We start from the raw sequence: 26,913 nt of genomic DNA, 5'->3' as shown, positions 1-26,913 counted from the left end.
CTCCCGTCATGTCTGAGGAAACGTCTTTTCTTAGCGTGACATCACACCCCGCTTCTCGACTTCGGCAGATGTGAGGTCGCCACCGAATTCGCCATGTGATCCAAGTCACAGATGGATGGCTCTTCCTCGATTAGAATCCAGTTCTCGCTTCGGGGCTGAAATGAGTGATGGCCCCGGGAAGAGGATGCGCGCAAGCCGGACGGCTTTACGTGGAAGACTGCCGTGGGACGGATCGCAAAGGCATCTTGCCTATGGGATGTCTTGCAGGCCAAGCCCTCAAAACCTGCAGGCGATTTCGTCAACCGCTCCGCTCGGAAACGACAAAGCGGCCGATATATCGAAACTAACCCTTAAGGGGTGTGGGAGCGCAAAAGAGTTGGGAGCCGCGATATCGGAGCATAGTATGGTCCGCAGAGCGAAACTCACAAGCAAGGCATAGGCCCGCGGCACACTGTGAGAAGGACATACGTCCGCCGAAGGCAACGAACGTTCACGCGATCGGAATATGCCATGTCACGACGTTTCGAACACGCACGGCCCTGGATGCGGGATGCCGCACTAACCTGTCTCTTCATCTATGCCCTGATCGCGCTACCGCTATCCCCCTCCGTACAAGCGCAAGAAGAGCAGAAACGCATCCTCCACATCGATTCCTATCACACCGGCAATGAATGGAACGACCGGATCGTGGCCGCTCTTCGCGAGACGTTACGCGGAAAGGCGATTGAACTGCGCGTGTTCCACATGGATACGAAACGACGCCCGTCGGAGAACGATGTCCAGGACTCTGCCCTCGAAGCTCTGCGGCTCATCGATGAATTCAAGCCGGACGTGGTGACGATCAACGATGACCCCGCCGCGAAATACCTTGTCATGCCTTATCTGCGCGATACTGCGGTTCCTGTGGTCTTCTGCGGCTTGAACTGGGATGCCTCTACATATGGCCTGCCGTACCGCAACACCACCGGTATGGTCGAGGTTTCCTCCGTTCCACAGATCATCCGTTTGATGCGCCGGCATGCGCGCGGACCGAGGCTCGGCTTCCTCGCCGAAGACACGCCCGTGAAGCGCAAGGAACTCGCCTATCACGAACGCCTGTTCGGGATCACCTACGACAGGACCTATTTCGTGAAATCGTATGCGGCCTGGAAGGAGGCTTTCCTGCGGGCGCAGAAGGAAGTCGACATGCTCATGATCCTCGGCGTCGGGTCGCTGCCCGACTGGAACCTTGCCGATGCGGGTCGTCTTGCCGAGGAGAGCAGCGAGATCCCAAGTGGAACGGACTTCGAATGGCTGACAAGCGTGAGCCTCATCGGCGTCGTGAAAAGCCCGCAGGAACAGGGACATTGGGTAGGACAGGCGGCGCTCCGCATCCTCGATGGCATCAAGCCCAGCGACATTCCCCTCTCCTATAATCGCGAGGGCGAATTGTTCTTCAACGGCAGGATCGCCCAAAGACTCGGCATTCGGGACCTCCCCGCTCTCGCGAAGGCCGTTCCATGACAAGTCTTGCCCCCGTCGAACCCAGCAAGGTCACCAGTCCGAAGCGTTCGCTCACACTGCAGACGCTCCGCAAGATCGCAATCCGGATCAGCCTCGTCGTCGCCGCCGCCACCATTCTGAGCTACTGGCACGTGAAGACCGGCTTCGAGCAACAGGCGACGGAGAACCTCGAACGCTACGTTGAACAGCGACGCGTCCGGGAAAGCGCCATTTTCGATCTCGCCAGCAGCAATGTCCGCACTTTCTCGGAAAGCTACCTGCGAGAGATCAGCCAGATGGATCCCCAAGGGGCCGAACAGCGATTTGCCTCTCTCTTCGAGCAGCTCCCCGACGGAACCACGCGGCTCACGGAGAATGTCTTCAAGACCTATGGCGTCACGGGTTTCATCGGAAAGCACGTGATGATCGAGCGGGATCTCAAGCGGCGGCTCGTAGTCGCCTTCGACCTGATCACGCAATTCGGCCCTGCCTGGAAGAGCCAGTTCGCCAATCTCTATGTCATGACTCCCGAAGGAGCCGTGCTCATGTTCTGGCCGGATCAGCCCTGGGCTCTCCGCGCAGGAGATTGGGAGATCTCGGGCAAGCTCAACCTGCTCTCCGACAAGAAGGACGGCGTTCTCGTTTCCAGTACCGGGTCGGCCGGCAATTCGGCGAAGGAGCGCTGGTCCGAACTCTACTTCGATTACGGAATCAACGATTGGCTGGTTTCGGTCACGCGCCCTGCTCTCCTGGACGGGCGCCCCGCCATTCAAATCGGGCAGGACATTCTCGTTCACGACCTGATCGGCCGCGCCGTGAGCACGGACGTGGATGGAACCTACAACATCCTCTTTTCCGATGAAGGGCGGATCATCGCGCATCCGCGCTTCATGGATGCCATTCAGGCGCGCAGCGGTTCGCTGCCCATATCGGAAACGGGAGATCCGCATCTCGAGGAAATTCACCGTCTGACCCTCGAACGCTTCCCCGAGCAGACGGTCATTCGCGATCAAGGCAACAACCAGGTGATCGCCGTTACGAAGCTCAGCGGGCCGGCCTGGACCCTCGCGACGGTCTACCCGCTGGATCTCGCCGCCCAGAGCGCATGGAAGACGGCGCGCCTGATCCTCCTCATGGGGGCGTTGGCGCTGCTTCTTGAAATCGTCATTCTGAGCTCGACCCTCAGGAGCCAGATTGCCGTACCTCTGCGTCTTCTGGTGCGCGCCACGAGCTCCGTGGCCAAGGGCGAGTTCAAAACCCACCTGAACCTGAAACGGGAAGACGAGATCGGTGAGCTGGCCGAGGCTTTCACGACGATGGCCCGCCAGATCGATGCACGCGAGACGGCGCTCAGTGAGCGCAGCGCCAGCCTGGCCAAGCTGAACGAGGAGCTGGCCCGCGAGCTGAGCGAGCGGGAACGAGCCGAACGGGAACTCGCCCGTCACCGTGAGCTCAATGCGCTTCTCGATACCATCGATTACGGCATTCTTTTCTTGAGTCCCGACTTGAAGATCCGCCTCGCCAACCGCGCCTACAAGGCGATGTGGGCCGTGTCGGAATCGCAGCTCGTCAAGGGCACCCCGATCCGGGACGTGATCGCCCATCACGGCAAGGCCATGGGGATCGAACCCGAATATGAGGATGCTTTCGTCGAACGCAGTATGGAAGACATCCGGCATTGCGACGAGACACCGATCGAGATTCAGTCTCCGAACAATCACGTGCTGCGCTATCATTGCGTCGCTCTGGCCGATGGCGGGCGCATGCTCACCTATGTGGACATCACGGATCAGAAGCGGGCCCTCGACGCCGTCGCCCTCGCCGAGCAGCGCCAGCGGCGCCTTTTGGAGCTGGCTCCCTTCCCGCTCGTGGTGACGCGGATGTCGGATGGACGCATCCTCTATGCCAACGCCCGTACGGCGGAGGCGATCCGCCTCACGCAGGAGGAATTGCGGGGAACAGCGGCGCCGAACTATTATGCGAACCCTGCCGACCGTGAGCGCATCCTGAAAATCCTGTCTCAGGAAGGACGGGTCCAGGATATCGAGGTCCTCCTGCAGCGTCATGACGGATCCCAGTTCTGGGCCCTGGTGAATGCCACCTTCGCCGATTACGAATCCGCGCCCGCCCTCCTCTTCGCCTTCAACGACATCACGGAATTGAAGCAAAGGGAAGCGCAGCTCAAGCAGGCGAAGAAGGAGACCGAAGCGGCGCTGCGCGACCTCAACGCCGTTCTCGAAACCATCCAGTACGGCATCCTGTTCCTCGACCCCGACTTCCATATTCGTCTTGCCAATCGTGCGTATCGCGAGATCTGGCAGATGCCCGAAGGTTTCTACGGGAAGTCCCGCTCCCTCGAGGAGGACATGGAGAAGAGTCGGGAACTCGACAGCTACGACGTCTCGGAGGAGGAGTGGGGCGCTTACAAAGCCAGGCGCGTCGGAGAGATCAGGAGCGGCGTCACGGCCATGACGGAGATGCGGCTGAGGAACGGCCAAGTGCTCCAGTACCGCATCATCTCTCTGCCGGACGGCGGACGCATGCTCACCTATTTCGACATCACGGACCTGAAGTTGTTTGAGGATGTCCTGAGGCAGGCGAAGGAACAGGCCGAAGAGGCGAGCCAGGCCAAATCCCGGTTCCTGGCCAATGTGAGCCACGAACTCCGCACTCCGCTCAACGCGGTACTCGGTTATACGGAACTCTTGATCGACGGGCTCTACGGCGACCTGCCCGAGAAAGCGCACGGCGTTCTCACCCGCGTGCAGGTGAACGGCAGGCATCTGCTCGCTCTCATCAACGATATTCTCGATCTGTCGAAGATCGAGGCAGGCGAGCTGATGATCGCAGCCGAACCCTATTCCGTTTCGGATCTGGTCCATGCCGTGGTCACCACGGCGGAGCCCCTCGCGAAAGCCAAAGGGCTTTCGCTCCACGTTTCCGTTCCCGAGGGCCTTCCCTATGGCAGCGGCGATGAGCGCAGGCTGACACAGGTGCTCGTCAACCTCGTCGGCAATGCGATCAAGTTCACGGATCAGGGCTCGGTCGAAGTGACGGCCGCGGTGGAGAACGGACGGCTGAGAATCGTCATCCAGGATACGGGCATCGGCATTTCCCCGAAGGATCAGAAACTCATCTTCGAAGCCTTCCAGCAGGGCTCGAACGCCGTGAACGGCGGTACGGGAACAGGCCTCGGTCTCGCGATCTCCAAGCGTATCGTCCAGATGCATGGCGGCGCGATCCATGTCCGATCGGCCGTGGGACAAGGCTCGACCTTCACCATCGATCTCCCGCTGGAGACCCACGTCACGGAGGCCGCGTGATGGGGAAGCGGATCCTGATCGTGGAAGACACGGAGGACAATCGGCGCATTCTGCGCGATCTTCTGACCAATGCCGGATTCGACATCTGCGAGGCGCATGACGGCCTGGCGGCCGTGACGGCGGCGACAGAGTTCCGCCCCGACCTGATCCTGATGGATATCCAGCTCCCCATCCTCGACGGCTATGAAGCCATACGGCACATCAAGGCGAACGGTATGATCGATCCGCCCCCGATCATCGCGGTCACCTCCTATGCTCTCTCTGGAGACGAAGAGAAGGCCTGGGCCGCCGGATGCGACGGCTATATCGCCAAGCCTTTCAGCCCGCGTCTGATCCTCGCGAAGATTCGCGAACTCCTGGAATGATCCCTCATGCGCGAGCGTCCTCTCATTCTGGTGGTCGACGACATCGAGGAGAACATCGAGATCGTGCGGGTGCGTCTGGAGGCGCAAGGCTATGAGATCGCGACGGCCACAAGCGGCCACGGGGCCCTTGAACAGGTCGACAGGCTGTGCCCCGACCTGATCCTGCTCGATATCATGATGCCTGGGATGGACGGCATCGAGATCACCAAGCGTCTCAAGAGCAACGAGGCTTCCCGCGCGATTCCCATCATCCTGCTGACCGCCAAATCCAGCATCAAGGATGTGGTCGCGGGCCTCGATGCCGGAGGGGACGACTATCTCACCAAGCCTTTCGAGCCGGCCACGCTGGTCGCCCGCGTCCGTTCCCTCCTGCGGATCAAGACGCTCTACGACACCGTTCAGGCGCAAGCGGCCGAACTGTCTGTGCTGAATCGCGACTTGGAAGCCCGTGTCGAGCGGCAGGTCCAGGAACTCGAACGACTGCGCGACCTCAGGCGTTTCCTGGCGCCGCAGCTCGCGGACATGATCGCATCGAAGGGGGGCAGAGCGGAGATCCTCGAGCATCACCGCCGGGAGATCGTCGTGCTCTTCTGCGACCTGCGCGGATTCACCAGTTTCGCCGAGCTGGCCGCGCCCGAGGAGGTCATGGCCCTGCTCAAAGCCTATCACTCCACTCTGGGACCTTTGATTCATAATGCGGAGGGTACGCTCGAACGCTTTACGGGCGACGGAATGATGATCTTCTTCAATGATCCCGTTCCCTGCCCCGACCCGGCCGACCGGGCGGTGCGGCTCGCCGTTGCCATGCGCGAAAGCACTCAGGCGCTGGCGCATGACTGGCGGCTCCGGGGCTATTCCATCGGCTTCGGGATCGGCATCGCGCAGGGCTATGCGACGCTGGGTCGGATCGGTTTCGAAGGCCGGTTCGATTACGCCGCGATCGGCACCGTGACGAATGTGGCGGCGCGCCTCTGCTCGGAAGCGCGCGACGGTCAGATCCTTGTGACGCAGCGCATCGCGACCGAGGTGGATGCCGTGGCCCATGCCATCTCGCTCGGCGATTTTCATTTGAAGGGCCTGAGCCGTCCGGTTCCGATCTACAACATCGAAGGCCTCAAGGGCTGATCGTCTAGAGCATCGGACCCAAAAGTGGATGTGCACTTTTGGGGCTCATCCGATGCTCCACTCCCTTGAAGAGCGCATCGTTCGAGCGGAAAACCGGGTCCACTTTTCCGCACGATGCGCTAGACCCACTCAGCGACGGTCCGCTTGGCGCCTTGAGCATAGAGCTGTGCGAGCGCCTCGACGACAGGGCCGGTAAAGCGTGCGTCGTTCGGAAGATCCTCTCCGAAGATCTCCCGTATGGCGAACAACGCGTCGGCCAATCCCTCGGGCAAACCGGCGGCCCGATCGGCCGCTTCGCGCAGGCGGGCCGCCATGGGGTCGCGCACGTCGATAGGGCTTCCCTTCTCGTCGACGCCCGTCACGTAGCGCATCCAGGCAGCGACACCGAGCGCGAGCCTGCTGATGCTGGCATTCTCGCGCAAGCGATCCCGAACCGTTCCGAGAAGGCGCTGCGGCAGCTTCTGGGATCCGTCCATGGCAATCTGCCATGTCCGATGCCGGAGAGCGGGATTCTTGAACCTTTCGATCAGGGCTCGCTTGTAGGCGTCGAGATCGGCGCCGGCCGGCATGTGGAGCGTGGACGTCACCTCTTCGTTCATGAGACCTGCGATCAACCGCTCGAAGGCCGGATCAGCCATGGTCTCCGCAACGGTTTCATAACCGGCGAGATAGCCGAGATAGGCCAGCGTCGAGTGGCTTCCGTTGAGAAGCCGCAGCTTCATGTGTTCATAGGGCTCCACGTCGGTCACGAATTGAGCGCCCGCCTCCTCCCAGGCTGGGCGGCCTTGGGGGAAGTGATCTTCGATGACCCATTGCGTGAAGGGCTCGGTCACCACGGGCCACGCATCCGAAAGCCCCAGCTCCTCACGGATCCGCCTGCGGTCCTCGTCGCTCGTTGCGGGAACGATCCGGTCGACCATGGTCGACGGACAGGAGACTTCGTCCGCGACGAACCGTCCGAATTCAGGATCGAGCAGCTGCGCAAATCGCGTCAGGACGCGCTTCACCGTACGGCCGTTGGAGGGAAGGTTGTCGCAGGTCAGAACCGTGAAGGGCGGGACACCCGCGATCCTCCGGCGGCGCAGAGCCTCGAGAACGAAACCGGGAGCGGATCGAGGACGATGAGGGTTCTGGCGATCGTGAACAACATCCGGATGGGACTCGTTCAGCGCTCCCGTTGCCGGATCGTGGCAGTACCCCTTCTCGGTGACGGTCAGGGATACGATCCGCGTTTTCGGATCGGCCATGACCCTCAGCAGATCATCCACGGCCTCCGGAGCGACGATCACGCGCTGGATCGAGCCGATGACGCGAAGCGCCTCCCCTTCGCCCGAGCGCACGGAGAGTGTGTAGAGACCGTTCTGCGGTTCCAGGGCATCGTAGGTGTCCGGGCTGCGCAGGCTCGCCGCCACGATCCCCCAGCGCGGATCCTTCGACAGGATGTCATCGACATAAACCGCCTGGTGTGCGCGGTGAAACGCACCGACGCCGAGATGCACGATCCCCGTCGTGACCGCTTTCCGGTCGTATCGCGGACGCGCGACGGACTTCGGAAGATCGGCAAGCGTGGCTTCGCTCAGACGCTTCGACATGACATCCTCAATGAGCAGGCTGCTGCTTCGCCCGGGTGACGATCTGCGTAGGATTGACGAACCGCAGGGCGATGACGAGCCACACCAGGGTGGTCGCCATATAGACTACGGCCATGGCGTCGATGGACTGGACGGCTCGGACGCCCGCCGCGAAGACCGCATAGTAGAGCGCCACGACCAGCGTCTGGCTCGTTGGCCCTGCCACGAGGAAGGTCAGCTCGAACATCGCGATGGTGCGCACCAGGACCAGCAGCAGCGCCGCGAGAATGCCGGGGAGCAGCAGAGGCAGAAGCACATGAACGAAGAGCTTGAAGGTGTTGGCTCCGAACACGCGGGCCGCCGCCTCGATCTTCGGGTCGATCTGCTCGATGAACGGGATCATGACGAGGATCACGAAGGGGACTGTCGGCACGAGATTGGCCACGACGACGCCCCAGAACGTGCCTGCGAGTCCCGTCTGGTAGAGAACAGTCGCCAAGGGAATGCCGAAGGTGATCGGCGGAATCAGGAGCGGCAGGAGGAAAAGCAGCACCAGCAGGCGCTTACCGGCGAAATCGCGCCGCGCGAGCGCATAGGCCGCCGTCACGCCGAGCGCACCCGAGATCAGGACCACCAGTCCAACGACCTGGAACGTGACGATCAGCACGTCCCAGAGCTGGAACTCGTTCCAGGCGGACGAGTACCACCGCGTCGTCCAGCCGAGCGGCAGCCACGTGCCCAGCCACCGCGTGGCGAAAGAGCTCGTGACCACCGTCGCGATCATGGCGAGAAGGTTGATGATGAAGAAACCGACCAGGCTCCAGACGGCCACGGCCCACAGCTTCGCGCCAAGCGTCGTATCGCGGATCATGGCCTTATCCTTTCGCGCCGGAAGCGGGACCACGGTAGAACAGCCCGCGGGACGCGAGCACCAGCACGACGATGCCGAGCTGAACGAACCCCATGATCATCGCCACCGCGGAGGCCATGGAGTAATCGTATTCCTCGAAGGCGGCCTGATAGGCGGCGATGGAGATGACGCGGGTCGAGCCCGCAGGCTCGCCGAGCAGGACCGCCGAGGGAAAGACCGAGAAGGCCTGCACGAAGGACAGACAGAACGTGATGGCGAACCCAGGCATCAGGAGCGGCAGATAGATGTGGAGGAAGCGCTGCCACGCGCTCGCCCCGAGTGTCGCCGCCGCCTGTTCGAGCGCCGGATCGATCCCGGTGACATAGGACAGGGTCAGCAGGAACGTGAACGGAAAACCCGTGATCACGAGAGAGGCGAAAACGCCCCAGTAATTATGGACGAGCCTTATGGGCTGGTCGATGACCCCGAGGGTGAGGAGCGTGCGGTTGAACCACCCTTGAGGGCCGAGATAGTTCAGGAGCCCTTCGGCGACCAGCACCGTGCCGAGGGTGATCGGCAGAACGAGGATCGTCGTCAGAAGGCGCTGGCGCCGCATGAGCCGTACGCGAAACGAGATCGGCACGGCGAGGAGCAGGTTCAGCAGCGTGACGGGAATGGACAGCCAGAGCGTGTTGGCGATCGTGCCGTAGAGATAGGAATCGGAGAAGAAGCGCTGGTAATTGGCAAGCCATCCGCCGTTCTTCGGCTCGAAGGAGAGAATGAAACCGAAGGCGAACGGATATACGAAGAGCAGCAGGCTGAAGATGGCTGCGGGAACGACCAGCAGGGTCACGGCGTCAAAACCCTTGGCGGCGAGCCTCTGCCGCAGATTGGGTCCGTGCTCGACGCGGGTCGCGGGTGCAAGTGCCTCCATCATCTCCTCCCCTTGATCGGCTCGGCGAACACGAGAACGCGCTGATCGTCGGCCTGCAGGTGAATGGTGGATCCCAGCTCGACCGGCTGGTGGGCGCGGAAGACGAAGTCGAGCCCGCCCTCCGAGTGCGCCGTTCCCACGAACTCACGTCCGCGATATTCGATGGTGTCAACTTTGACCTTCAGCGCGTTTCCGCCGGCCTCGCCAAGAACCAGATCATCCGGACGGATCGCCGCATAGGCGGTCGAGCCCACCGACAGGTTCTCGCGAGCGACGCCGCTGATCCGCGAACCTTCCACGTCGAGAAGAGCCCGGCCGTTCTCGACCGAGACGACGGTGCCTTTGAGCTTGTTGCGGAAGCCCATGAAGTCCGCGACATCGAGATGAGCCGGCGCCTCATAGAGCTCCTTGGGCGTTCCGACCTGCCGGACCACGCCGTCGCGCAGCACCACGATCCTATCCGCGAGCGACAGGGCCTCGTCCTGATCATGAGTGACGTAGATCGTCGTCGCGCCAAGCTCGTTGTGGATGCGCCGGATCTCGGCGCGCATCTCGAGGCGCAGCTTGGCATCGAGGTTCGACAGCGGCTCGTCCATGAGGACGAGCGGCGGCTCGATGACGATGGCGCGGGCGATGGCGACACGCTGCTGCTGGCCGCCGGACAGCTGCCCCGGCAGCTTGTTCTCCTGGCCCTGAAGGCGGACGAGGCCGAGCGCCTCGTTGACCTTGCGGTCGATCTCCGCCTTCGGCGTGCCGCGCATCTTGAGGCCGAAGCCGATGTTCTGGCGAACGTTGAGATGAGGAAAGAGCGCATAGTTCTGGAAAACCATGCCGAAGCCGCGCTCCTCGGGGCGCAGCCTGTCGATCCGGTTCTTGTCGAGCCAGATGGCGCCGCCTGTAACGGGAAGAAGACCCGCGATGCAGTTCAACGTCGTCGACTTGCCGCAACCGGACGGTCCGAGCAGGGCGATGAACTCACGCCGCTGGATCGTCAGGGAGACATCGCGAAGAGCGTTGAGCGCCCCGAACTCGCGACTGACGCGGTCGAGCCGGACTTCGTTGAACTGAGAGAGAGCTATCGTCATCGCGGGTCCTCGGATTTACTTGCGCTTCGCGCCGCCGACCTGCTCGTCCCACATGCGGAACGCGACCACCATCTGCTCCGGCTGGAGCGGCAGCTCGATCGGATTTTCGGCAATCCACTTCTCGTATTCGGGGCGTCCGTATTCCTTGATCGCGGCCTGGCTTTCCGGAGGAGCCATATCGAGGGTGACGCCCTTCACCGCCGGACCGGGATAGAAATAGCCCTCGTCATAGGTGTAGGCCTGCTGTTCCTTCGTGAGGAGGAAGCTCATCAGATCGAGAAGGACGGCGATCTTCTCGTTCGAGAGACCTTTCGGGATGCACATGTAATGCGCGTCCGCGACCCAGTGGAAGCCTTTGAGCGCGGCGACCTTCGCCTCCTTCGGAACGACGCCGAGGACGCGCGGATTGATGTCCCAGCCGGTGGTCGAAACCGTCATGTCGCGCGAGCCCTCGCCCAGCTCCTTCATGACAGCACCCGTGCCGGACGGGTAATACTCGATGTTCTGGCCGAGTTCCTTGAGATAGGCCCAGGTCTTGTCCCACCCCTTGGCGGGATCCTGCGGATTGCTGTCGCCGAGCAGGTATGGCAGGCCCATGAGGAAGGTGCGGCCGGGGCCCGAATTCGCCGGACGGGCATAGATCAGCCGGTTCGGATTCTCCTTGGCCCAGGCCAGCAGCTCCTCCGCGGTCGTCGGCACCTTCTTCACCTTGTCGGGCATGTATTCGAGGATCGGACCCGACGGGTAATAGGTGACCACGACCCCCTGCCCCTTCGCCAGGGTCTGCATCTTGGCTGCAGCGGGAAGATAGATGTCGTCGAGCTTCGGCAGCGCATTCGCGTGCTGCGGGATCAGATCCACCCAGAGCTTCTGGTCGATGCCCGCCGACAAGGCGTCGGTGCCGGTGAGCACGAGATCGATATCGACGCGGCCTGCATCCTGCTGTGCCTTGAGCTTGCCCGCAAGCTCCGGAGCCGGAGCCTTGGTGAAGGTGATGCGCGAGACCAGGTTCGGCTTCGCCTTACGATAGTTCTCGATCGCCTTCTGGGTCAGCGCCAGGTTGCCGGCGACGTCGATGACGTTGAGCGCGACCGGCTCCTTCGGCAGCGCCAGTTGCGCAAAGCTCTGTCCGCCGAAGGCCGCCACGCCGGCAGCGCCGGCCACACCGCCCACGAAGGTGCGTCTGGTGATCAGGTTCCTCATGTCTTCCTCCCGTTCTGTGCGACTGGCCTCTTTGCCGGCCAAGTCCGTTCTCACAGCTTGTAGGCCTCTTTCGCGAGGCGATATGCGAGGTCGTAGGCCAGCTCGTGCGCCTCATCCTCGTCGAGGCGATGAGTGGTTACGAGCTGGCTCAGAAAGGCGCAGTCCACGCGGCGCGCCACATCGTGGCGGGCGGGGATCGAGAGATAGGCCCGCGTGTCGTCGTTGAACCCGACGGTGTTGTAGAAGCCGGCCGTTTCCGTCGTCAGTTCGCGGAAGCGTCGCATGCCCTCCGGCGCATCGAAGAACCACCAGGCAGGGCCGAGCTTGAGCGCCGGGTAATGGCCCGCGAGCGGCGCGAGCTCGCGCGAATAGCTCGTCTCGTCGAGCGTGAAGAGGATAAGCGTGAGATTGCGCACGTTGCCGAACCTGTCCAGGAGCGGCTTCAAGGCGCGGACGTAATCCGTTCGCGTGGGAATGTCGGCTCCCATGTCGCGGCCGAAGCGGCCGAAGATCGTATTGTTGTGGTTCCGGAACGAACCCGGATGGATCTGCATGACCATGCCGTCTTCGACGCTCATGGCCGCCATTTCGGTGAGCATCTGGGCACGGAACAGTTCGGCGTCCTCGGCGCTGGCGTCTCCCGCCGAAACCTTCCGGAACAGAGCCTCCGCATCGGCCTTCGACAGGTCGGCGGTTCTGGCCGTCGGATGACCATGATCGGTGGAGGTCGCACCATAGGTGCGGAAGAACGCACGCCGATTGCGATGCGCCTCCAGATAGCCGCTCCAGGTGGACGTGTCGCAGCCCGTGATCTCTCCAAAGCGCGCAAGGTTCTCGCGGAAGCCTTCGAAATCGGGATCAACGACCGGATCGGGGCGATAGGCGGTGACGACACGCCCTCCCCAACCCGACTGGCGAATGATCTCGTGATATTTCAGGGGATCGAGTGGGCTTTCCGTCGTGGCGATGGCCTCGATGCGGAAGCGCTCGAACAGAGCACGCGGACGAAATTCCGGTGTGCGTAGAGCCTCGTCGATCCGGTCATAATAAGCATCAGCGTTGTCGGTGCAGAGACGGCCCGTAAAACCGAACAAAGTTGCGAACGTATGATCGAGCCACGCGCGCGTCGGCGTGCCCCGGAAAAGATGGTAATGCGCGGCGAAGCGCCGCCAGATCACGCGGGGATCGCGCTCGACCGGCTTTCCGTCCCTGGTCGGAATGCCGAGATCCTCCAGGCTCACGCCTTGGCTGTAGAGCATCCGGAAAATGTAGTGATCGGGAATGACGAACAGCGTCGCCGGATCCGGGAAGGGCTCGTTCTCGGCGTACCAGCGCGGATCCGTGTGGCCATGCGGCGAGATGATCGGCAGATCGCGGATTCCCTCGTAGAGCCTGCGCGCCACATCCCGCGCGGCAGGCTCGATGGGAAACAGCCTATCCGGATGGATCAGCATGGCATTCTCCCTAGGCGTTACGCTCGACCTTGGCGGCCGTTTATCGAGATTGTGCCTCGAAGATTAGAGCGGTTGGGGCGGCTTTGCAATGGCCCACTAGTATGGTAGTGTGCCACTTATGACTAATAGACCCTCCCTTGCGAAGCTCGATGTCAGCCGCGAACCCATGGCCCGGCAGGTCACGCGCGCCCTGCGCCAAGCCATCGTGACCATGCAGATTTCGCCGGGAGAAATGCTGTCGGAGCAGGATCTCGCCCAAAAGTTCGGGGTCAGCCGCTCGCCGGTCAGGGAAGCGCTGATCAAGCTGAGCGAAGCCGGACTCGTGCGCGTCCTGCCCCAGCGGGGCACCCAGGTCGTCAAGATTTCGCGCGCCGCCGTCGAAGATGCCCGCTTCATTCGGGAGGCCGTGGAATGCGCGGTCGTGCGCGAAGCAGCCTCGAATGCGACGCCGGTCGTGCTCGCGGAGCTGAATGCCAGCCTCACCCGTCAGCGCCGCGCGCAGCGCTCCGCCTCGACGGAAGAATTTCTGGCGCTCGACGAAGAGTTTCATCGCCTGCTCGCCGAGGCGGCGGGCCGTCCCGCGGCTTGGCGGATGATCGAGGACATCAAGCCGCAGATGGACCGTGTGCGCTTTCTCGACATGGCGAAGGCCATCCCACGCCATGTGGTTCTCGCGCAGCACGTTCTCATCGTGGACGCCATTAAGGAGAAGGACCCGCTGGCCGCGCAAGAGGCGATGCACCAGCACCTGAGCGAGATCCTGCGCACGTTGCCGGAACTCGCCGCGCAGCACCCGCATCTTTTTGAATCGGAGACCGAGACGTCTCCGGACGTTCTCAGCGCCTGAGCCATCGGCCTCGATGGATCGGGCGCGCCGGAAGGATAGATGATGTTGGACAAGCCGGCCCTGCCCCCACGGATCGTCCGCCTTCACTATCGCGACAACCTCGTCGTGGCCGTCGATCCCATCCCTGCAGGATCGGGCGCGCACGGGATCAAGGCCAAGGATCGCATTCCCAAGGGCCACAAGATGGCCGTCGTCCCGATCGAACAAGGAGAACCGATCCTCAAGTTCGGCCAGATCATCGGCTTCGCTTCGAGACCGGTCGAACCCGGCGAGTGGCTTCACGAACACAATGTGGAGATGCATTCCTTCACGCGCGATTACCACTTCGCCGAAGACGCCAAACCCGAAGCCGTGCTGCCGCTCGAAGCGCGCGCGACCTTTCAGGGATATCGCCGCGCGAACGGCAAGGTCGGCACCCGGAATTATCTGGCGATCCTCACGAGCGTGAACTGCTCGGCCTCAGTCGCTCGCTTCATTGCGCGCGAGGTCGAGCGCTCGGGCCTTCTCGACGCGTACCCGAATATCGACGGCGTCATCCCGCTCGTGCACGGCACGGGCTGCGGCATGGACCAGCAGGGCGAAGGCGCCGAGATCCTCAAGCGCACGCAATGGGGCTACGCCTCCAATCCCAACATGGCGGGCGTGCTCATGGTGGGTCTCGGCTGCGAGGTCTTCCAGATCGGGCGCTGGAAAGAACGCTATCATATCGAGGAGAGCGACACCTTCCGCTCCCTGACGATCCAGGAAACCGGCGGCACGCGCAAATCCATCGAAGCCGGGCTCGCAGCGCTCCGCGACATGCTTCCGATCGCCAATCGCGTGCAACGCGAAACGGTGCCCGCCTCCGAACTGATGCTCGCCCTCCAATGCGGCGGTTCGGACGGCTATTCCGGCATCACAGCCAACCCTGCGCTCGGGGCGGCCGTGGACCTTCTGGTCCGGAACGGCGGCACGGCGATTCTGTCGGAAACGCCCGAAATCTACGGTGCGGAGCATCTCCTGACCCGCCGCGCGGCGACACGTGAAATCGGTGAGACGCTTGTCGATCTCATCGGGTGGTGGGAGGATTATACGGCCCGCAACAGGGGCGAGATGAACAATAACCCCTCTCCTGGCAACAAGGCCGGCGGCCTCACCACCATTCTTGAAAAATCGCTGGGCGCAGCGGCCAAGGGCGGCACGACTACGCTCAACGGCGTGTATCGCTATGCCGAACCTGTGACGGCGAAGGGCTTCGTGTTCATGGATACGCCCGGCTACGACCCCGTCTCCGCGACCGGACAGGTGGCGGGCGGCGCGAATGTCCTCTGCTTCACGACCGGACGCGGCTCCGCCTATGGCTGCAAGCCGACGCCGTCGATCAAGCTCGCAACCAACACCGATATCTATGACCGGATGATCGATGACATGGACATCAATTGCGGCGACATCCTCGACGGTGTCTCGATCGCCGAAAAGGGCCGGGAGATTTTCGAGACGATCCTGAAGGTCGCCTCGGGCGAGCGTACGAAGTCGGAGCTGCTCGGGTATGGCGACGCCGAGTTCCTGCCCTGGCAGGTCGGCGCAGTGATGTAAGCGACGACAAGAGTTCAACTTCAAAGGCCGATCCGGGAGGTCGGCTCACATCCGTAAGGTGCTTTCATGGAACAGACTTGGCGCTGGTTCGGTCCCGATGATCCCGTCCGCCTTCCCCATATTCGGCAGACCGGTGCGACAGGCATCGTGACGGCACTCCACCATCTTCCCTACGGCGTCGTCTGGACCGTGGAGGAGATCGAGAAGCGCAAGGCTGAAATTGCCGCCGACCGGTCCCTGGGGCTGCGCTGGAGCGTGGTCGAAAGCCTGCCGATCCACGAGAGCATCAAGATCGGCGAAGGCGATCTCACGCCGCTCTTCGACAATTACCGGCAATCGCTTCGCAACCTCGCGCATTGCGGCATCACGACCGTCTGCTACAACTTCATGCCGGTTGTCGACTGGACCCGCACCGAACTCGCCCACCCTCTTCCCGGTGGAGGAACGGCGCTGCGATTCAATGCGCATGAATACGCTGCCTTCGACTGCTTCATGCTACGACGCCCAGGCGCGGAAGGGGAGCAGAGCCCGGACGTTCTGGCGCGCGCGAAGGAATGGTATGAGCGCTCGTCGGAAGCCGATCGCAACAAGCTGCTCGCGAACATCATGGCGGGCCTCCCCGGAGCCTATGATCGATACGACATTCCGGGCCTTCGCGCCATGCTCGACCGCTACGCGGGCATCGACGCAGGCGCATTGCGTGAGAATCTGGCACGCTTCCTGCGTGAGGTCATTCCCGTGGCCGAGGAAGTGGGAATCCGCATGTGCATCCACCCGGACGATCCGCCGCGGCCATTGATGGGGCTGCCGCGTATCGTGTCGAACGCGGACGATCTGGCCTTCATCGTCAGCGCCGTCGATATGCCCGCGAACGGAATCACGCTCTGCAGCGGCTCGCTCGGAGCCGGCCCATCGAACGATGTTCCCGCGATTGCAAGGCGCTTCGCAAGCCGCATCTGGTTTGCCCATCTGCGCAACGTCGCCAAGGAGCCGGACGGCTCGTTCATGGAGGCGGACCATCTCGGCGGCGATACCGACATGGTGGCCGTGGTGACGGCTCTTCTGGAGGAGCAGAAGCGCCGGAAGGATTCCGGCGATCCGCGTTGGCGCATCCCCATGCGCCCCGATCATGGTCACGAGCTGCTCGACGATGTGGGCAAGCCGACCCATCCGGGCTATCCGGCGATCGGCCGTCTGAAGGGGCTCGCCGAACTGCGCGGCGTGATGACGGCAGTGTCCGCCCTTCGGAACCTTCCACTCTAGGAGCACCGGACAATGGGGCAGCTCACGATGGGAGGGGCACAGGTTTGCGGGCAGCGATTGTGTCCTAGGTGAAGTGATGGATTGCTTGAGGCGACCTTCTCCCAGAGATCCCCCCATTCCCGCCCTGATTACCGATGTTCATGCCAGCGGATTGGAGTAGGCCCAAAGTCACCGCGGGGCTGTCCTGGGGCGCATCACCGGCTCGCCTTATTGCTAAGACACGCTTATCATGCCCCCCGAGACGGGTGCATGTGCCTTTGATAGAATGGGAAATACAGAAACGTCCTGCCACGCCTCAGGCTCTCGGGACGTCCTTTGGCAGCCATTGGGGAAACGCTCGTGACTTCGACTGTTTACGACACGAACCTCGACAAGAATCCGGCGAACTACCAGCCGCTGACTCCTCTCTCCTTCCTGGAGCGCGCCGCAAGCGTTCACCCTGAACAGACGGCGATCATCCACGGCTCGTTGAAGCGCAGCTACCGTGACTTCTATGCCCGGTCCCGGCGTCTGGCGTCAGCCCTGGCCCGGCGCGGGATCAGTCGCGGCGACACGGTGTCCGTGGTGCTTCCCAACACCCCGGCCATGCTCGAATGCCACTACGGCGTGCCCATGGCGGGCGCCGTTCTCAACACGCTCAACACCCGGCTCGACGCCAAGATCATCGCCTTCTCGCTCGAACACAGCGAGGCGAAGGTGCTCATCACCGATCGGGAGTTTTCAGGCGTCGTGAAGGCCGCCCTCGCGCTTTCCTCGGTCAAGCCGCTCGTCATCGACTACGACGACCCCGAGTTCGCCGGTTCGGGCGAACGCCTGGGCGACCTCGAATACGAGGATCTTCTGGCCGAAGGCGATCCCGAATTCGCCTGGAGCCTGCCCGGCGACGAGTGGGACGCCATCACCCTGAACTACACATCGGGCACGACGGGCGACCCAAAAGGCGTCGTCTATCATCACCGCGGCGCATACCTGCTCGCGATGGGAAATATCGTCACCAGCGCCATGGGCCAGCACCCCGTTTACCTGTGGACGCTGCCCATGTTCCACTGCAACGGCTGGTGCTTCCCCTGGTCGCTTTCGATCGTCGCCGGAACGCATGTCTGCCTACGCGCCGTCCGCGCGAAGCCGATGTACGACGCTCTGGCCGACCACAAGGTCACGCATCTATGCGGCGCGCCCATCGTCATGTCGACGCTCCTCAACGCGCCCGCTGCGGACAAGCGCACGTTCCCGCAGACGGTCCGCTTCATGACGGCGGCGGCCCCTCCGCCGGAAGCCGTGCTGGCCGCAATGAAGGACGCAGGCTTCGACGTCACGCATCTCTACGGCCTGACGGAAGTTTATGGCCCCGCCGTCGTCAACGAATGGCATGAGGACTGGAACCAGCTGACGCCTGCGGAATATGCCGCGAAGAAGGCGCGGCAGGGCGTGCGCTATCCGGTGCTCGAAGCGCTCGACGTGCTCGACCCGGACACGCTGCGCCCCGTGCCGGCCGACGGCAAGACGCTCGGCGAGGTCATGTTCCGCGGCAATGTCGTGATGAAGGGCTATCTGAAAAATCCCGCCGCGACCGAGAAGGCCTTCGCAGGCGGCTGGTTCCATTCCGGCGACCTCGGCGTGAAATATCCCGATGGCTATGTGCAGCTGAAGGACCGCTCGAAGGACATCATCATCTCAGGCGGCGAAAATATCTCCTCCATCGAGGTGGAGGATGCGCTCTACAAACATCCCGCGGTTCAGGTCGTCGCCGTCGTCGCGATGCCCGACGAGAAATGGGGCGAGACCCCGTGCGCCTTCGTGGAGCTGAGGGCGGATCAGTCAGCGACGCCCGAGGATCTCATCGCTTGGTGCCGTCAGCATCTCGCCTCCTTCAAATGCCCGCGCACGGTAATCTTCACCGAGCTGCCGAAAACATCCACCGGCAAGATTCAGAAGTTCCAGTTGCGCGAGATGGCGCGGGCGCATGTTGGGGCGGTGTGAGGACAGGCGCCGTCAGCGCCCCTTCCACACCGGCTTGCGCTTGCCGATGAAGGCGTCGATTCCCTCCGCGGCATCCTCGGCCATCATGTTGCAGGCCATCACCTGTCCGGCATAGGCGTAAGCCTCCTCCAAGCTCATGCTGCGCTGGCGGCCGAACATGGCCTTACCGGTTCGGATCGCGACCGGGCTCTTGGCGCAAATGTCCGCCGTCAGGGATGACACGGCTGCATCGAGGTGAGCATCCGGCGCCACGCGATTGATCAGGCCGTAGGAGAGAGCGTCGTCCGCCGAGATGAAGCGCCCCGTCACCAGCATCTCGAAGGCCCGCTTGGGCGCGACGTTGCGCGAGAGCGCAACCGCCGGCGTGGAGCAGAAGAGGCCGACATTGATTCCCGATACGGCGAATGTCGCGCTCTCGGCCGCAACGGCGAGGTCGCAGGAGGCCACCAACTGGCATCCTGCCGCAGTCGCCATGCCCTGCACACGGGCGATCACCGGAACCGGCAGGTTCACGATGCTCTGCATGACGCGCCCGCAGCGCCGGAACAGGTCCTCGTAATAGTCCTGGCGCGGATGGGACCGCATTTGCTTGAGATCGTGCCCCGCACAGAACGCCTTGCCGGCAGCAGCGATCACGACGCAGCGGACGGCCTCGTCGGCGGCAAGCTCGTCCAGGTTCTGCTGAAAGGCCTGCAGCATCTCCTCCGACAGGGCATTGTACTGACCGGGCCGGTTCAGCGTCAGCGTCACGACTCCCTCCCGCTCGTCGCGGATCAGGATGGGCTCATCGGAAACAATCTGCGCGCTCATGGATCCTCTCTCCTGTCATGAATTTAAGCACGTTGTCCCTGCGAGCCAAGCTGAATAAGCTGATGCTCAATCGGCACGATCGCCCTTTTCCGCCGCGGCGATATGACAGCAAGGAAGCTCTTCATGAACAAGGCACCCATCAGCCGCTTCCCCACACCGGAGATCGCCGATCTGCCGGACGACATCCGGACGCGCATCCTGGCCGTTCAGGAAAAGTCCGGTTTCGTGCCGAACGTCTTTCTCGTCCTGGCCCGCCGTCCCGACGAGTTCCGCGCCTTCTTCGCCTATCACGACGCATTGATGGACAAGCCGGGAAATCTCACCAAGGCGGAACGCGAGATGATCGTCGTGGCAACGAGCAACGCCAACCAATGCCAGTACTGCGTCGTCGCCCACGGAGCGATCCTGCGCATCAGGGCGAAGAACCCGCTGATCGCCGATCAGGTCGCAATCAACTATCGGAAGGCCGACATCACCGACCGCCAGAAGGCGATGCTCGATTTCGCCATGAAGGTCGCCTTCGAGGCCCACACCGTCGGCGACACCGACCTGGCCCAGCTGAGCAGCCACGGCTTCAGCGAGGAGGACGCCTGGGACATCGCCGCGATCGCCGCCTTCTTCGGCATGTCGAACCGCCTGGCCAACGTCACCAACATGCGCCCGAACGACGAATTCTACATGCTGGGCAGGACGTGAGCGGCCCTCTCACGGCGAATCGGTGCTTGCGGAGGCTCGGCCGAGGAATGGATGGTGGGCCCGGCAGGACTCGAACCTGCAACCAGACCGTTATGAGCGGCCGGCTCTAACCATTGAGCTACAGGCCCTTCCAGGGAAGGTCTGATATCATCTAACCGAGGGCGGGCCGTTCGTCACCCCCCTGTTTGGCAGGGCCCCCACGCCTTGACCGGGCGACCTGCAGCCAGGACCGGCCGATCCCCTCGAATAAGTCCATGGGCAGGGCCATATCCGTGGGGCCGAGCGGCTATCGAAGGAGAGGTCTGGTGGGATTGCTGGTGGACGGGGTTTGGCAGGACCGGTGGTACGACACGAAGAGCACGGGCGGGCGATTTGTCCGGAACAGCACGGCCTTCCGCAACTGGGTCACGCCGGACGGGGCGCCGGGTCCCACGGGAACGGGCGGGTTTGCGGCGGAACCCGGGCGGTACCATCTTTATGTCTCGCTCGCTTGTCCCTGGGCCCATCGCACCCTCATCATGCGCAAGCTCAAGGGCCTGGAGACGACGATCGGCCTTTCGGTCGTGCATTGGCGCATGCTCGAGCACGGTTGGACCTTCGATGAAGGGCCCGGCACGATCCCGGATCCGATCCATAACGCGCAGTATCTTCACCAGATCTACACGGCGGCGGTACCCGCCTATACGGGCCGCGTGACGGTGCCCGTGCTCTGGGACAAGGCGAGAGCCACCATCGTCAGCAACGAGTCCGCCGAGATCATCCGCATGTTCAACTCCGCCTTCGACGGCATCGGCGCGACCCCCGGCGACTATTATCCCGAACACCTGCGGGCGGCGATCGACGGGCTGAACACGCGCATCTACGACGCCGTCAACAACGGGGTCTACAAGGCGGGCTTCGCCACCACGCAGCAGGCTTACGAGGAAGCCGTACACCCCCTCTTCGAAACCTTGGACTGGCTCGATGCGCGCCTCGCCTCGCAGCGCTATCTCTGCGGCGAGGTTCTCACGGAGGCCGACATCAGGCTGTTCACGACCCTGGTGCGGTTCGATCCCGTCTATGTGGGACATTTCAAGTGCAACCTGCGGCGGATCGCGGATTATCCGAACCTGTCGGGCTATCTGCGCGATCTCTATCAGACGGGCGGCATCGCAGAGACGGTGAACATGTTGCACATCAAGGGGCATTATTACGAGAGCCACAGGACCATCAATCCAACCGGCATCGTGCCCCTCGGCCCTATCTTGGATCTCGACGCGCCGCATGGGCGCGAGCGCCTCTAGCGTGTCGGAAGCGAGAACCGAAGGCGCTTTTTGCACGAACGATCAAGGCTTGTAGACTTCAACCTCCTCCTCGAAGCCTTCGACCGCGTGGGCTCCGAGCGGGTGAGGATTGCCCCAGAGATGCTCCACGAAGGGCTTCGACATGAGCAGCGGTTCGCCGAGACGCTTGTTGAGATCGGCGATCCGGCTCGCGAGGTTCACGTCCCGTCCGATCACCGTGAAGTCGAGGCGCTGACCCGAGCCCACATTGCCATAGGCGGCATCGCCGTGATGCAAGGCGAAGCCCACATCGATCTGCACGGGGAAGCGGCCCTCGTTGTTCGCGGCTTCGATGCGCCGCAAAGCCTTGGTCGCGGCCGTCAGCGCCGATTGCGCCGCGCCGCCCGTGTCGTCGCCGCGATCGCGCATGATGGCGAGCAGCCCATCGCCGAGATATTTCAGCACCTCACCGCCCTCGTCCTCGATGGGAGGCACGAGACAGTCGAAATAGTTGTTGAGCAGCTCCACCGCGCTCTCGGGGCTCAAGGAGGAGGATATGCGCGTGTACTCGCGCATATCCGCGAAGAGGATCGCGGAGCGGATGCGCGTCACCTGTCCGCGCTGAATCGCGCCTGAGAGAATGGCCTTATGCGGATCGTCGCCGACATAGATGCGCAGCACCTCGTCCAGGCGGTTGCTGGTGGCGCGCAGCTCCGTGACGAGCGCGAAGGACGGCATGACGAGGCGCAGGATCGTCAGCCCTTGTATCCCGAAGCCTTCGGGCGCCCGCGTTGCGAACGAGATGGCATTCTCCGCCCCATTGGTGAAGCGGATCGGGATCGTCAGGTAATGACGGTATCCCGCCTGCTTCAGCTCCGGAATGATCGGAAACAGATCGTCCGGCGTATCGGCGAGATCGAGGATGAGCCACTCGCCGATGCGGTTCACGTAGGCGAAGGGGCTCGTCTGGTAGATGGCCTCGCGCCGGTCGCCATGCGGGAGATAGCGGACGATGGTCCCCTCCTCCCGCGTCCAGAAGCGTCCGATCCCGGCATATTCGGAATGAAGCGCCTCGATGGCCGAGACGGCCCGGTCGATCGGCAGGCCCAGAGAGATCAGCCGGTGGAGGAACCCGTTCAGGACCTCGTTCGCATCCTCCATCCGGGAAGCCGTGGTCACGAGCCAGTCCCGCAAGGCGATGACCCTCGGGAGGGTTTCCGCGTCGAGACTGCGGGCCAGGGACAGAAGGTCGTCCGGAAGGGCTGCCAGGGGAGAGAGCGACATCATAGGGCCAAGGTGTGTTGTTCCCGCGGCTCCTTCAAGAAGCGGGGAGGCATGACTTGAGAAAAGATGCTATGCGCCCCAAAAGGGCAATCATTTTGACAGAGAGCCCCCGTCGTCATAGAGCCGGACCATGCCAAGCATCGAGACGCTTTTCGTCACCAAGATCTACCGCGCCGAACTGACCGGCGCCAAGGCCGAGCGCCGTAACGCCGAGCTCGAAGGAGCCTGCCTGTCCATTGCCGAGGACGACGAGGCCGGCCAGCGCTGGTGCGCCAAGAACGGCTATCCGGGATACACCTCCTATGCCTCGCTCAACGACCTGCCCTGGCGGGTGCCGGTCTTCGGGGAACTGGTGAAGGACATCGACAAGCACGTCGCCGCCTTCGCCAAGGAGCTCGAATACGACCTTCAGGGCCGCAAGCTGGTCATGGACAGCCTGTGGATCAACATCCTGCCGCCCGGCGGAATCCACACGTCCCACATCCACCCGCATTCGGTGATCAGCGGCACCTACTACGTGACGATCCCGGAAGGCGCGAGCGCGCTCAAGCTCGAGGATCCACGCCTCGGCTTCATGATGGCGGCCCCGCCCCGCAAGGCCAAGGCCAAGCCCGAGAACCGGCAATTCGCCTATATGAAGCCGGTGCCCGGCACGGTGCTGCTTTGGGAGAGTTGGTTGCGCCACGAGGTGCCGCTGAACGAGGCGGACAGCGAGCGCATCAGCATCAGCTTCAACTGCTCCTGGCAGTAGGCGGCGTCAGACTTCCGCCCACATCCGGAACAGGTTGGCGCTGGTCTTGGCGATAAGGTCGAATTCCGGCGTCTTGCCGTGCTGCGCGAAGAGGTTGCGCCGAGCGGTCTCCAAATCGAACAGAAGTTCCCGCTTGGCGCTGTCGCGCACATAGCTCTGCGCCCAGCCCACCGCAACGAGGCGCTCGCCGCGCGTGACCGGCGCGACGCGATGAAGGCTCGTGGAATCATAAGCCACCAGATGGCCCGCGGGCAGCTTGATCTCCTCCTCTCCCGAGACGGACTCGATCACGAGTTCGCCGCCGTCGTACGAGTCGGGATCGGCCAGGAAGAGCGTGAACGACACATCCGTACGCACCCCGTCCATCAGGGGATTGTCCACGTGGGACCCGTATTGCTTGCCTTGCGCGTAGCGGCTGAAGAGAAGCGGCGTCAGCGCCTTGGGCCGGACGGCGAGCTGGAAGACCTCGTTCGACTGAATGGCCTTCGCCACCCGCTCGCGCAGGAGCGTGAGGGCGGCGCCTTCCCGAGCCTGCTCGTTGTCCTTCACGAGCTTGGCGCTCCACCCCGCCGTGGCTCGCCCGTCCTCGAACCGCATGGAGCCGAGGGTGGCGCGGATCTCCTCGATCTCGCCGGGGGACAGAACATCCGCAATGGTGATCAACATCGTGCGCCAACCTTCAGACTTGCCTTCAGCCCTCATAGAATGTAGCTAAGTGCCTGTAAAGACTAGTAGTTTTTAGCATTTCTAAACTAGCCGCCGGCAGCCTTGACCTGCTGGAAGGGGACAAAGATGAAAAAGCGCAAGATTTGGGCGGGCTTGAGCACCGCCGTTCTCGTTGCGGCTCCGGTCGCGCCTCAGGCCGCCGGCGTGCCGACCTATCCTCCGGCCACGGTCGAGGCAAAGGCGAATCAGCACCTGCTGCAATTCGCCCAGGCTCACCAGGGCCACGCCGCACCGGCGACGGCCCGCGGGGAAGGTGGCGAGGGTGGCGAAGGTGGAGGCGCCGCGAAGCTTGCTCCCCCTCTTCATCTTTATCGCGGGATCGAAATGATCCGGGGGCACCTGCTGGTCGGCAACGAACTCATCGAAGCAGGCCGCTGGGCCGATGCCCTGCCCCACTTCCTGCACCCGGAAGAGGAGATCTACGCCAGCCTGCGCGATGACCTGAAGGCGTTCAGCATCGCGCCGTTTCAGGCGGCCCTGAAGTCGCTGTCGCAGACCGTGAAGGCCAAGAACAAGGACGCCTATGCCCGCGCCCGCGCCGCCCTCGATGAGCGGCTTTCCGCCGCCGAGACGGCCGTTCGCGCGAAGGAGGAGAAGGGGCTCTATTTCACCCTCGAAACGGCGCTGGAAGTTCTGCAGCAGGCGGCCGACGAATATGGCGAGGCCATCGAGAAGAACCGCATCGCGAACGTGGTCGAATACCAGGACGCGCGCGGCTTCGTGTTCGAGGCGGATCGTCTGGTCGGCACGGTGATGCAGGACGCCGGCGCGAAGGACGCCGAGGCCGCAAAAGCCCTCAAGGCGAGCCTGGAAGAGCTGAAGGCGGTGTTCCCCGCCGTTACGCCTCCCAAGCAGCCGGTGAAGGATGCAGCCGAATTCCTCAGCGCCATCGCCAATTTCGAGCTTCAGCTCGGGAACTTCCAGTAACGTTCGCGATGCGCGAAGGCCTGCACATTCTGCGGCGGGTGGTGCCCGCCCTGATCGTCGCCACGCTGGTCGGGGGCGCGGCGGAAAAACCCGCCGCCCTCGATGTCGAGCACTGGCGGCAGGCCTTCGCGCGTCCCGACCACGCACCCGAGCCTGCGGGGAACCCCACGATTCCGGAGAAGGTGACGCTCGGCGCGGCACTTTTCGAGGACAAGCGCCTGTCCGGCTCCGGTGATGTGTCGTGCTCGACATGCCATCAGGCGGAACTGTCGTTCTCGGACGGTGTCGAGCGCCATCCCGGCCTCGACGGTCAGCCTCTCGACCGGCGCACGCCGCCGCTCTGGAACATGGCCTGGGGCCTCTCCTGGTTCTGGGACGGCCGAGCGGCGAGCCTGGAGACACAGGCCGCCGGCCCCATCGAGAACAAGCGCGAGATGGGAGGCGATCTCAAGCGAGCCATCGAGACTCTCGCGGCCGATGCGCTGATGCGGCAATCCTTCGCGGCGGCCTTCCCCGAAGATCCCGCCGTCACGCGCGACAATCTCACGAAGGCGCTCGCCGCCTTCGAGCGCACATTGATTTCTCCGGAAACGCGCTTCGACCGATGGGTGAAGGGCGACGACAGGGCCCTCGACAAGGATGAGCTCGCCGGTCTCGCGCTCTTCGTCGGGAAGGCCGGCTGCGTCGCCTGTCATCAGGGCTGGCGCTTCACCGACGAAGCCTTCCATGACATCGGTCTCACCGGCGACGACAAGGGACGCGGCCCGGTCCTCGGTGTGAAAGCGGCGGATCATGCGTTCAAGACGCCGAGCCTGCGCGAGCGCGTGTGGAGCGCGCCCTACATGCACGACGGGTCGCTCGCCACCTTCGAGGACGTGGTGGACCATTATGCGAAAGGCATTGTGAAGCGCCCCACCCTTTCGGCCGATCTGCCGCGATCGATCGACCTCAGCGAAAGCGAGCGCGCGCAGCTGGTCGCCTTCCTCAACACGATTTCGAGCGACGATCCCCCGCGTCCCGCGACCCTGCCGCCGAAGACCATGACCTTGGGCGCGACGGCCCAGGCCGTCTCCACCACGACGGTAAGCCAGAAGGACAAGCGCTTCGCGCCCGGGGCCATTCTGCTGAAGCTGGGCGAGGCCCTGCGCATCGTCAACGACGACACGCGCACGCACAACGTGCGCGTCGACGGCGCGAACCTGCACTTCAACTCCGATGGGCAGAACCCCGGCGATACGGTGACCCTCGGTTTCGACCAGCCGGGCCATTACGACATCATCTGCGGCATCCACCCGGAGATGCGCCTGAGCCTGGACGTGGCCTCCGCGACCGCTCCCTGACGGCATAAAATAGACGCCTCGTTTCCGGCGGCGCGGCTTGTCCGCCTGCGGTATAAGAGA

22 protein-coding genes and 1 tRNA gene are annotated in these 26,913 nt (G+C 63.2%); 13 read left to right on the top strand and 10 right to left on the bottom strand.

What is annotated here, in order from left to right; genetic code table 11:
* The first annotated feature begins 510 nt into the window (after window positions 1-510).
* The 4 genes from ACS5Q0_RS09590 to ACS5Q0_RS09575 are packed head-to-tail and all read left to right on the top strand — an operon-like array spanning window position 511 to window position 6,295.
* A complete protein-coding gene (locus ACS5Q0_RS09590) occupies window positions 511-1,503 on the top strand; it encodes an ABC transporter substrate-binding protein (protein ID WP_473126399.1) in 993 nt (330 codons plus the stop codon).
* Window positions 1,500-4,805 carry a PAS-domain containing protein gene (locus tag ACS5Q0_RS09585; RefSeq protein WP_473126398.1) on the top strand — a complete coding sequence of 1,102 codons (3,306 nt, stop codon included), beginning with the start codon at window positions 1,500-1,502 and terminating at the stop codon, window positions 4,803-4,805. Before ACS5Q0_RS09590 ends, ACS5Q0_RS09585 begins: the two co-directional genes overlap by 4 nt.
* Window positions 4,805-5,170: a response regulator gene (locus tag ACS5Q0_RS09580; RefSeq protein ID WP_473126397.1), complete on the top strand. Its 366-nt coding sequence runs from the start codon at window positions 4,805-4,807 to the stop codon at window positions 5,168-5,170. Before ACS5Q0_RS09585 ends, ACS5Q0_RS09580 begins: the two co-directional genes overlap by 1 nt.
* A 6-nt stretch (window positions 5,171-5,176) precedes the next feature.
* The gene (locus ACS5Q0_RS09575) at window positions 5,177-6,295 is read left to right on the top strand and encodes an adenylate/guanylate cyclase domain-containing protein (RefSeq protein WP_473126396.1); all 1,119 of its coding nucleotides are present in this window, start codon (window positions 5,177-5,179) and stop codon (window positions 6,293-6,295) included.
* Between the two features lie 119 nt (window positions 6,296-6,414).
* On the opposite strand, the gene ACS5Q0_RS09570 is transcribed toward ACS5Q0_RS09575, so the two are convergent.
* The 6 genes from ACS5Q0_RS09570 to uxaC are packed head-to-tail and all read right to left on the bottom strand — an operon-like array spanning window position 6,415 to window position 13,392.
* Entirely contained in the window at window positions 6,415-7,887 is a 1,473-nt protein-coding gene (locus tag ACS5Q0_RS09570; protein WP_473126395.1) for a mannitol dehydrogenase family protein, read from the bottom strand.
* 7 nt (window positions 7,888-7,894) lie between these two features.
* Window positions 7,895-8,737 carry an ABC transporter permease gene (locus ACS5Q0_RS09565; protein WP_473126394.1) on the bottom strand — a complete coding sequence of 281 codons (843 nt, stop codon included), beginning with the start codon at window positions 8,735-8,737 and terminating at the stop codon, window positions 7,895-7,897.
* A 4-nt stretch (window positions 8,738-8,741) separates the two neighbouring features.
* A complete protein-coding gene (locus ACS5Q0_RS09560) occupies window positions 8,742-9,650 on the bottom strand; it encodes an ABC transporter permease (protein ID WP_473126520.1) in 909 nt (302 codons plus the stop codon).
* Window positions 9,650-10,735: an ABC transporter ATP-binding protein gene (locus tag ACS5Q0_RS09555; RefSeq protein WP_473126393.1), complete on the bottom strand. Its 1,086-nt coding sequence runs from the start codon at window positions 10,733-10,735 to the stop codon at window positions 9,650-9,652. The genes ACS5Q0_RS09560 and ACS5Q0_RS09555 overlap by 1 nt, the downstream gene beginning before the upstream one ends.
* A 15-nt stretch (window positions 10,736-10,750) precedes the next feature.
* Window positions 10,751-11,938, bottom strand: a complete 1,188-nt coding sequence (locus tag ACS5Q0_RS09550) for an ABC transporter substrate-binding protein (RefSeq protein ID WP_473126392.1) — start codon at window positions 11,936-11,938, stop codon at window positions 10,751-10,753.
* Between the two features lie 50 nt (window positions 11,939-11,988).
* Window positions 11,989-13,392 carry a glucuronate isomerase gene (gene uxaC, locus ACS5Q0_RS09545; RefSeq protein WP_473126391.1) on the bottom strand — a complete coding sequence of 468 codons (1,404 nt, stop codon included), beginning with the start codon at window positions 13,390-13,392 and terminating at the stop codon, window positions 11,989-11,991.
* Window positions 13,393-13,510: 118 nt separating this feature from the next.
* Here uxaC and ACS5Q0_RS09540 point away from each other — a divergent pair, with 118 nt between their 5' ends.
* The 4 genes from ACS5Q0_RS09540 to ACS5Q0_RS09525 all read left to right on the top strand — a co-directional run bounded on the left by ACS5Q0_RS09540 (window position 13,511) and on the right by ACS5Q0_RS09525 (window position 19,057).
* Window positions 13,511-14,239 carry a GntR family transcriptional regulator gene (locus tag ACS5Q0_RS09540; RefSeq protein WP_473126390.1) on the top strand — a complete coding sequence of 243 codons (729 nt, stop codon included), beginning with the start codon at window positions 13,511-13,513 and terminating at the stop codon, window positions 14,237-14,239.
* Window positions 14,240-14,281: 42 nt separating this feature from the next.
* Window positions 14,282-15,814, top strand: a complete 1,533-nt coding sequence (locus ACS5Q0_RS09535) for a UxaA family hydrolase (RefSeq protein WP_473126519.1) — start codon at window positions 14,282-14,284, stop codon at window positions 15,812-15,814.
* A 66-nt stretch (window positions 15,815-15,880) separates the two neighbouring features.
* Window positions 15,881-17,077 carry a mannonate dehydratase gene (gene uxuA, locus ACS5Q0_RS09530; RefSeq protein WP_473126389.1) on the top strand — a complete coding sequence of 399 codons (1,197 nt, stop codon included), beginning with the start codon at window positions 15,881-15,883 and terminating at the stop codon, window positions 17,075-17,077.
* Window positions 17,078-17,416: 339 nt separating this feature from the next.
* Window positions 17,417-19,057, top strand: a complete 1,641-nt coding sequence (locus tag ACS5Q0_RS09525; RefSeq protein ID WP_473126388.1) for an acyl-CoA synthetase — start codon at window positions 17,417-17,419, stop codon at window positions 19,055-19,057.
* A 12-nt stretch (window positions 19,058-19,069) separates the two neighbouring features.
* Here the strand turns inward: ACS5Q0_RS09525 and ACS5Q0_RS09520 are convergent, their stop codons facing one another.
* Window positions 19,070-19,867, bottom strand: coding sequence for an enoyl-CoA hydratase (locus ACS5Q0_RS09520; RefSeq protein WP_473126387.1), 798 nt, complete (start codon window positions 19,865-19,867; stop codon window positions 19,070-19,072).
* Window positions 19,868-19,990: 123 nt separating this feature from the next.
* Between ACS5Q0_RS09520 and ACS5Q0_RS09515 the strand changes: the two genes are divergently transcribed.
* A complete protein-coding gene (locus ACS5Q0_RS09515; protein WP_473126386.1) occupies window positions 19,991-20,563 on the top strand; it encodes a peroxidase-related enzyme in 573 nt (190 codons plus the stop codon).
* Between the two features lie 52 nt (window positions 20,564-20,615).
* Here the strand turns inward: ACS5Q0_RS09515 and ACS5Q0_RS09510 are convergent.
* Window positions 20,616-20,691 (bottom strand) — tRNA-Ile (locus tag ACS5Q0_RS09510).
* Window positions 20,692-20,868: 177 nt separating this feature from the next.
* Between ACS5Q0_RS09510 and ACS5Q0_RS09505 the strand changes: the two genes are divergently transcribed.
* The gene (locus tag ACS5Q0_RS09505; protein WP_473126385.1) at window positions 20,869-21,846 is read left to right on the top strand and encodes a glutathione S-transferase family protein; all 978 of its coding nucleotides are present in this window, start codon (window positions 20,869-20,871) and stop codon (window positions 21,844-21,846) included.
* A 42-nt stretch (window positions 21,847-21,888) separates the two neighbouring features.
* Here the strand turns inward: ACS5Q0_RS09505 and ACS5Q0_RS09500 are convergent, their stop codons facing one another.
* Window positions 21,889-23,112 (bottom strand): adenylate/guanylate cyclase domain-containing protein, encoded by a 1,224-nt coding sequence (locus ACS5Q0_RS09500; RefSeq protein ID WP_473126384.1) that lies wholly within the window; start codon window positions 23,110-23,112, stop codon window positions 21,889-21,891.
* A gap of 127 nt (window positions 23,113-23,239) precedes the next feature.
* Here ACS5Q0_RS09500 and ACS5Q0_RS09495 point away from each other — a divergent pair, with 127 nt between their 5' ends.
* Window positions 23,240-23,860 (top strand): TIGR02466 family protein, encoded by a 621-nt coding sequence (locus tag ACS5Q0_RS09495; RefSeq protein ID WP_473126383.1) that lies wholly within the window; start codon window positions 23,240-23,242, stop codon window positions 23,858-23,860.
* A gap of 6 nt (window positions 23,861-23,866) precedes the next feature.
* Here ACS5Q0_RS09495 and ACS5Q0_RS09490 read toward each other — a convergent pair whose 3' ends face one another.
* A complete protein-coding gene (locus tag ACS5Q0_RS09490) occupies window positions 23,867-24,526 on the bottom strand; it encodes a Fe2+-dependent dioxygenase (RefSeq protein ID WP_473126382.1) in 660 nt (219 codons plus the stop codon).
* Window positions 24,527-24,652: 126 nt separating this feature from the next.
* Between ACS5Q0_RS09490 and ACS5Q0_RS09485 the strand changes: the two genes are divergently transcribed.
* Both ACS5Q0_RS09485 and ACS5Q0_RS09480 read left to right on the top strand, forming a co-directional pair.
* Window positions 24,653-25,513: a hypothetical protein gene (locus ACS5Q0_RS09485; protein ID WP_473126381.1), complete on the top strand. Its 861-nt coding sequence runs from the start codon at window positions 24,653-24,655 to the stop codon at window positions 25,511-25,513.
* Between the two features lie 8 nt (window positions 25,514-25,521).
* Window positions 25,522-26,853, top strand: coding sequence for a cytochrome c peroxidase (locus ACS5Q0_RS09480; RefSeq protein WP_473126380.1), 1,332 nt, complete (start codon window positions 25,522-25,524; stop codon window positions 26,851-26,853).
* Window positions 26,854-26,913 lie beyond the last annotated feature (60 nt).

It is taken from the genome of Microvirga sp. HS2 (genome assembly GCF_055792805.1).
Note: the sequence above shows the minus strand (reverse complement) of the source record. Positions and strands in the feature narration are given on the sequence as shown.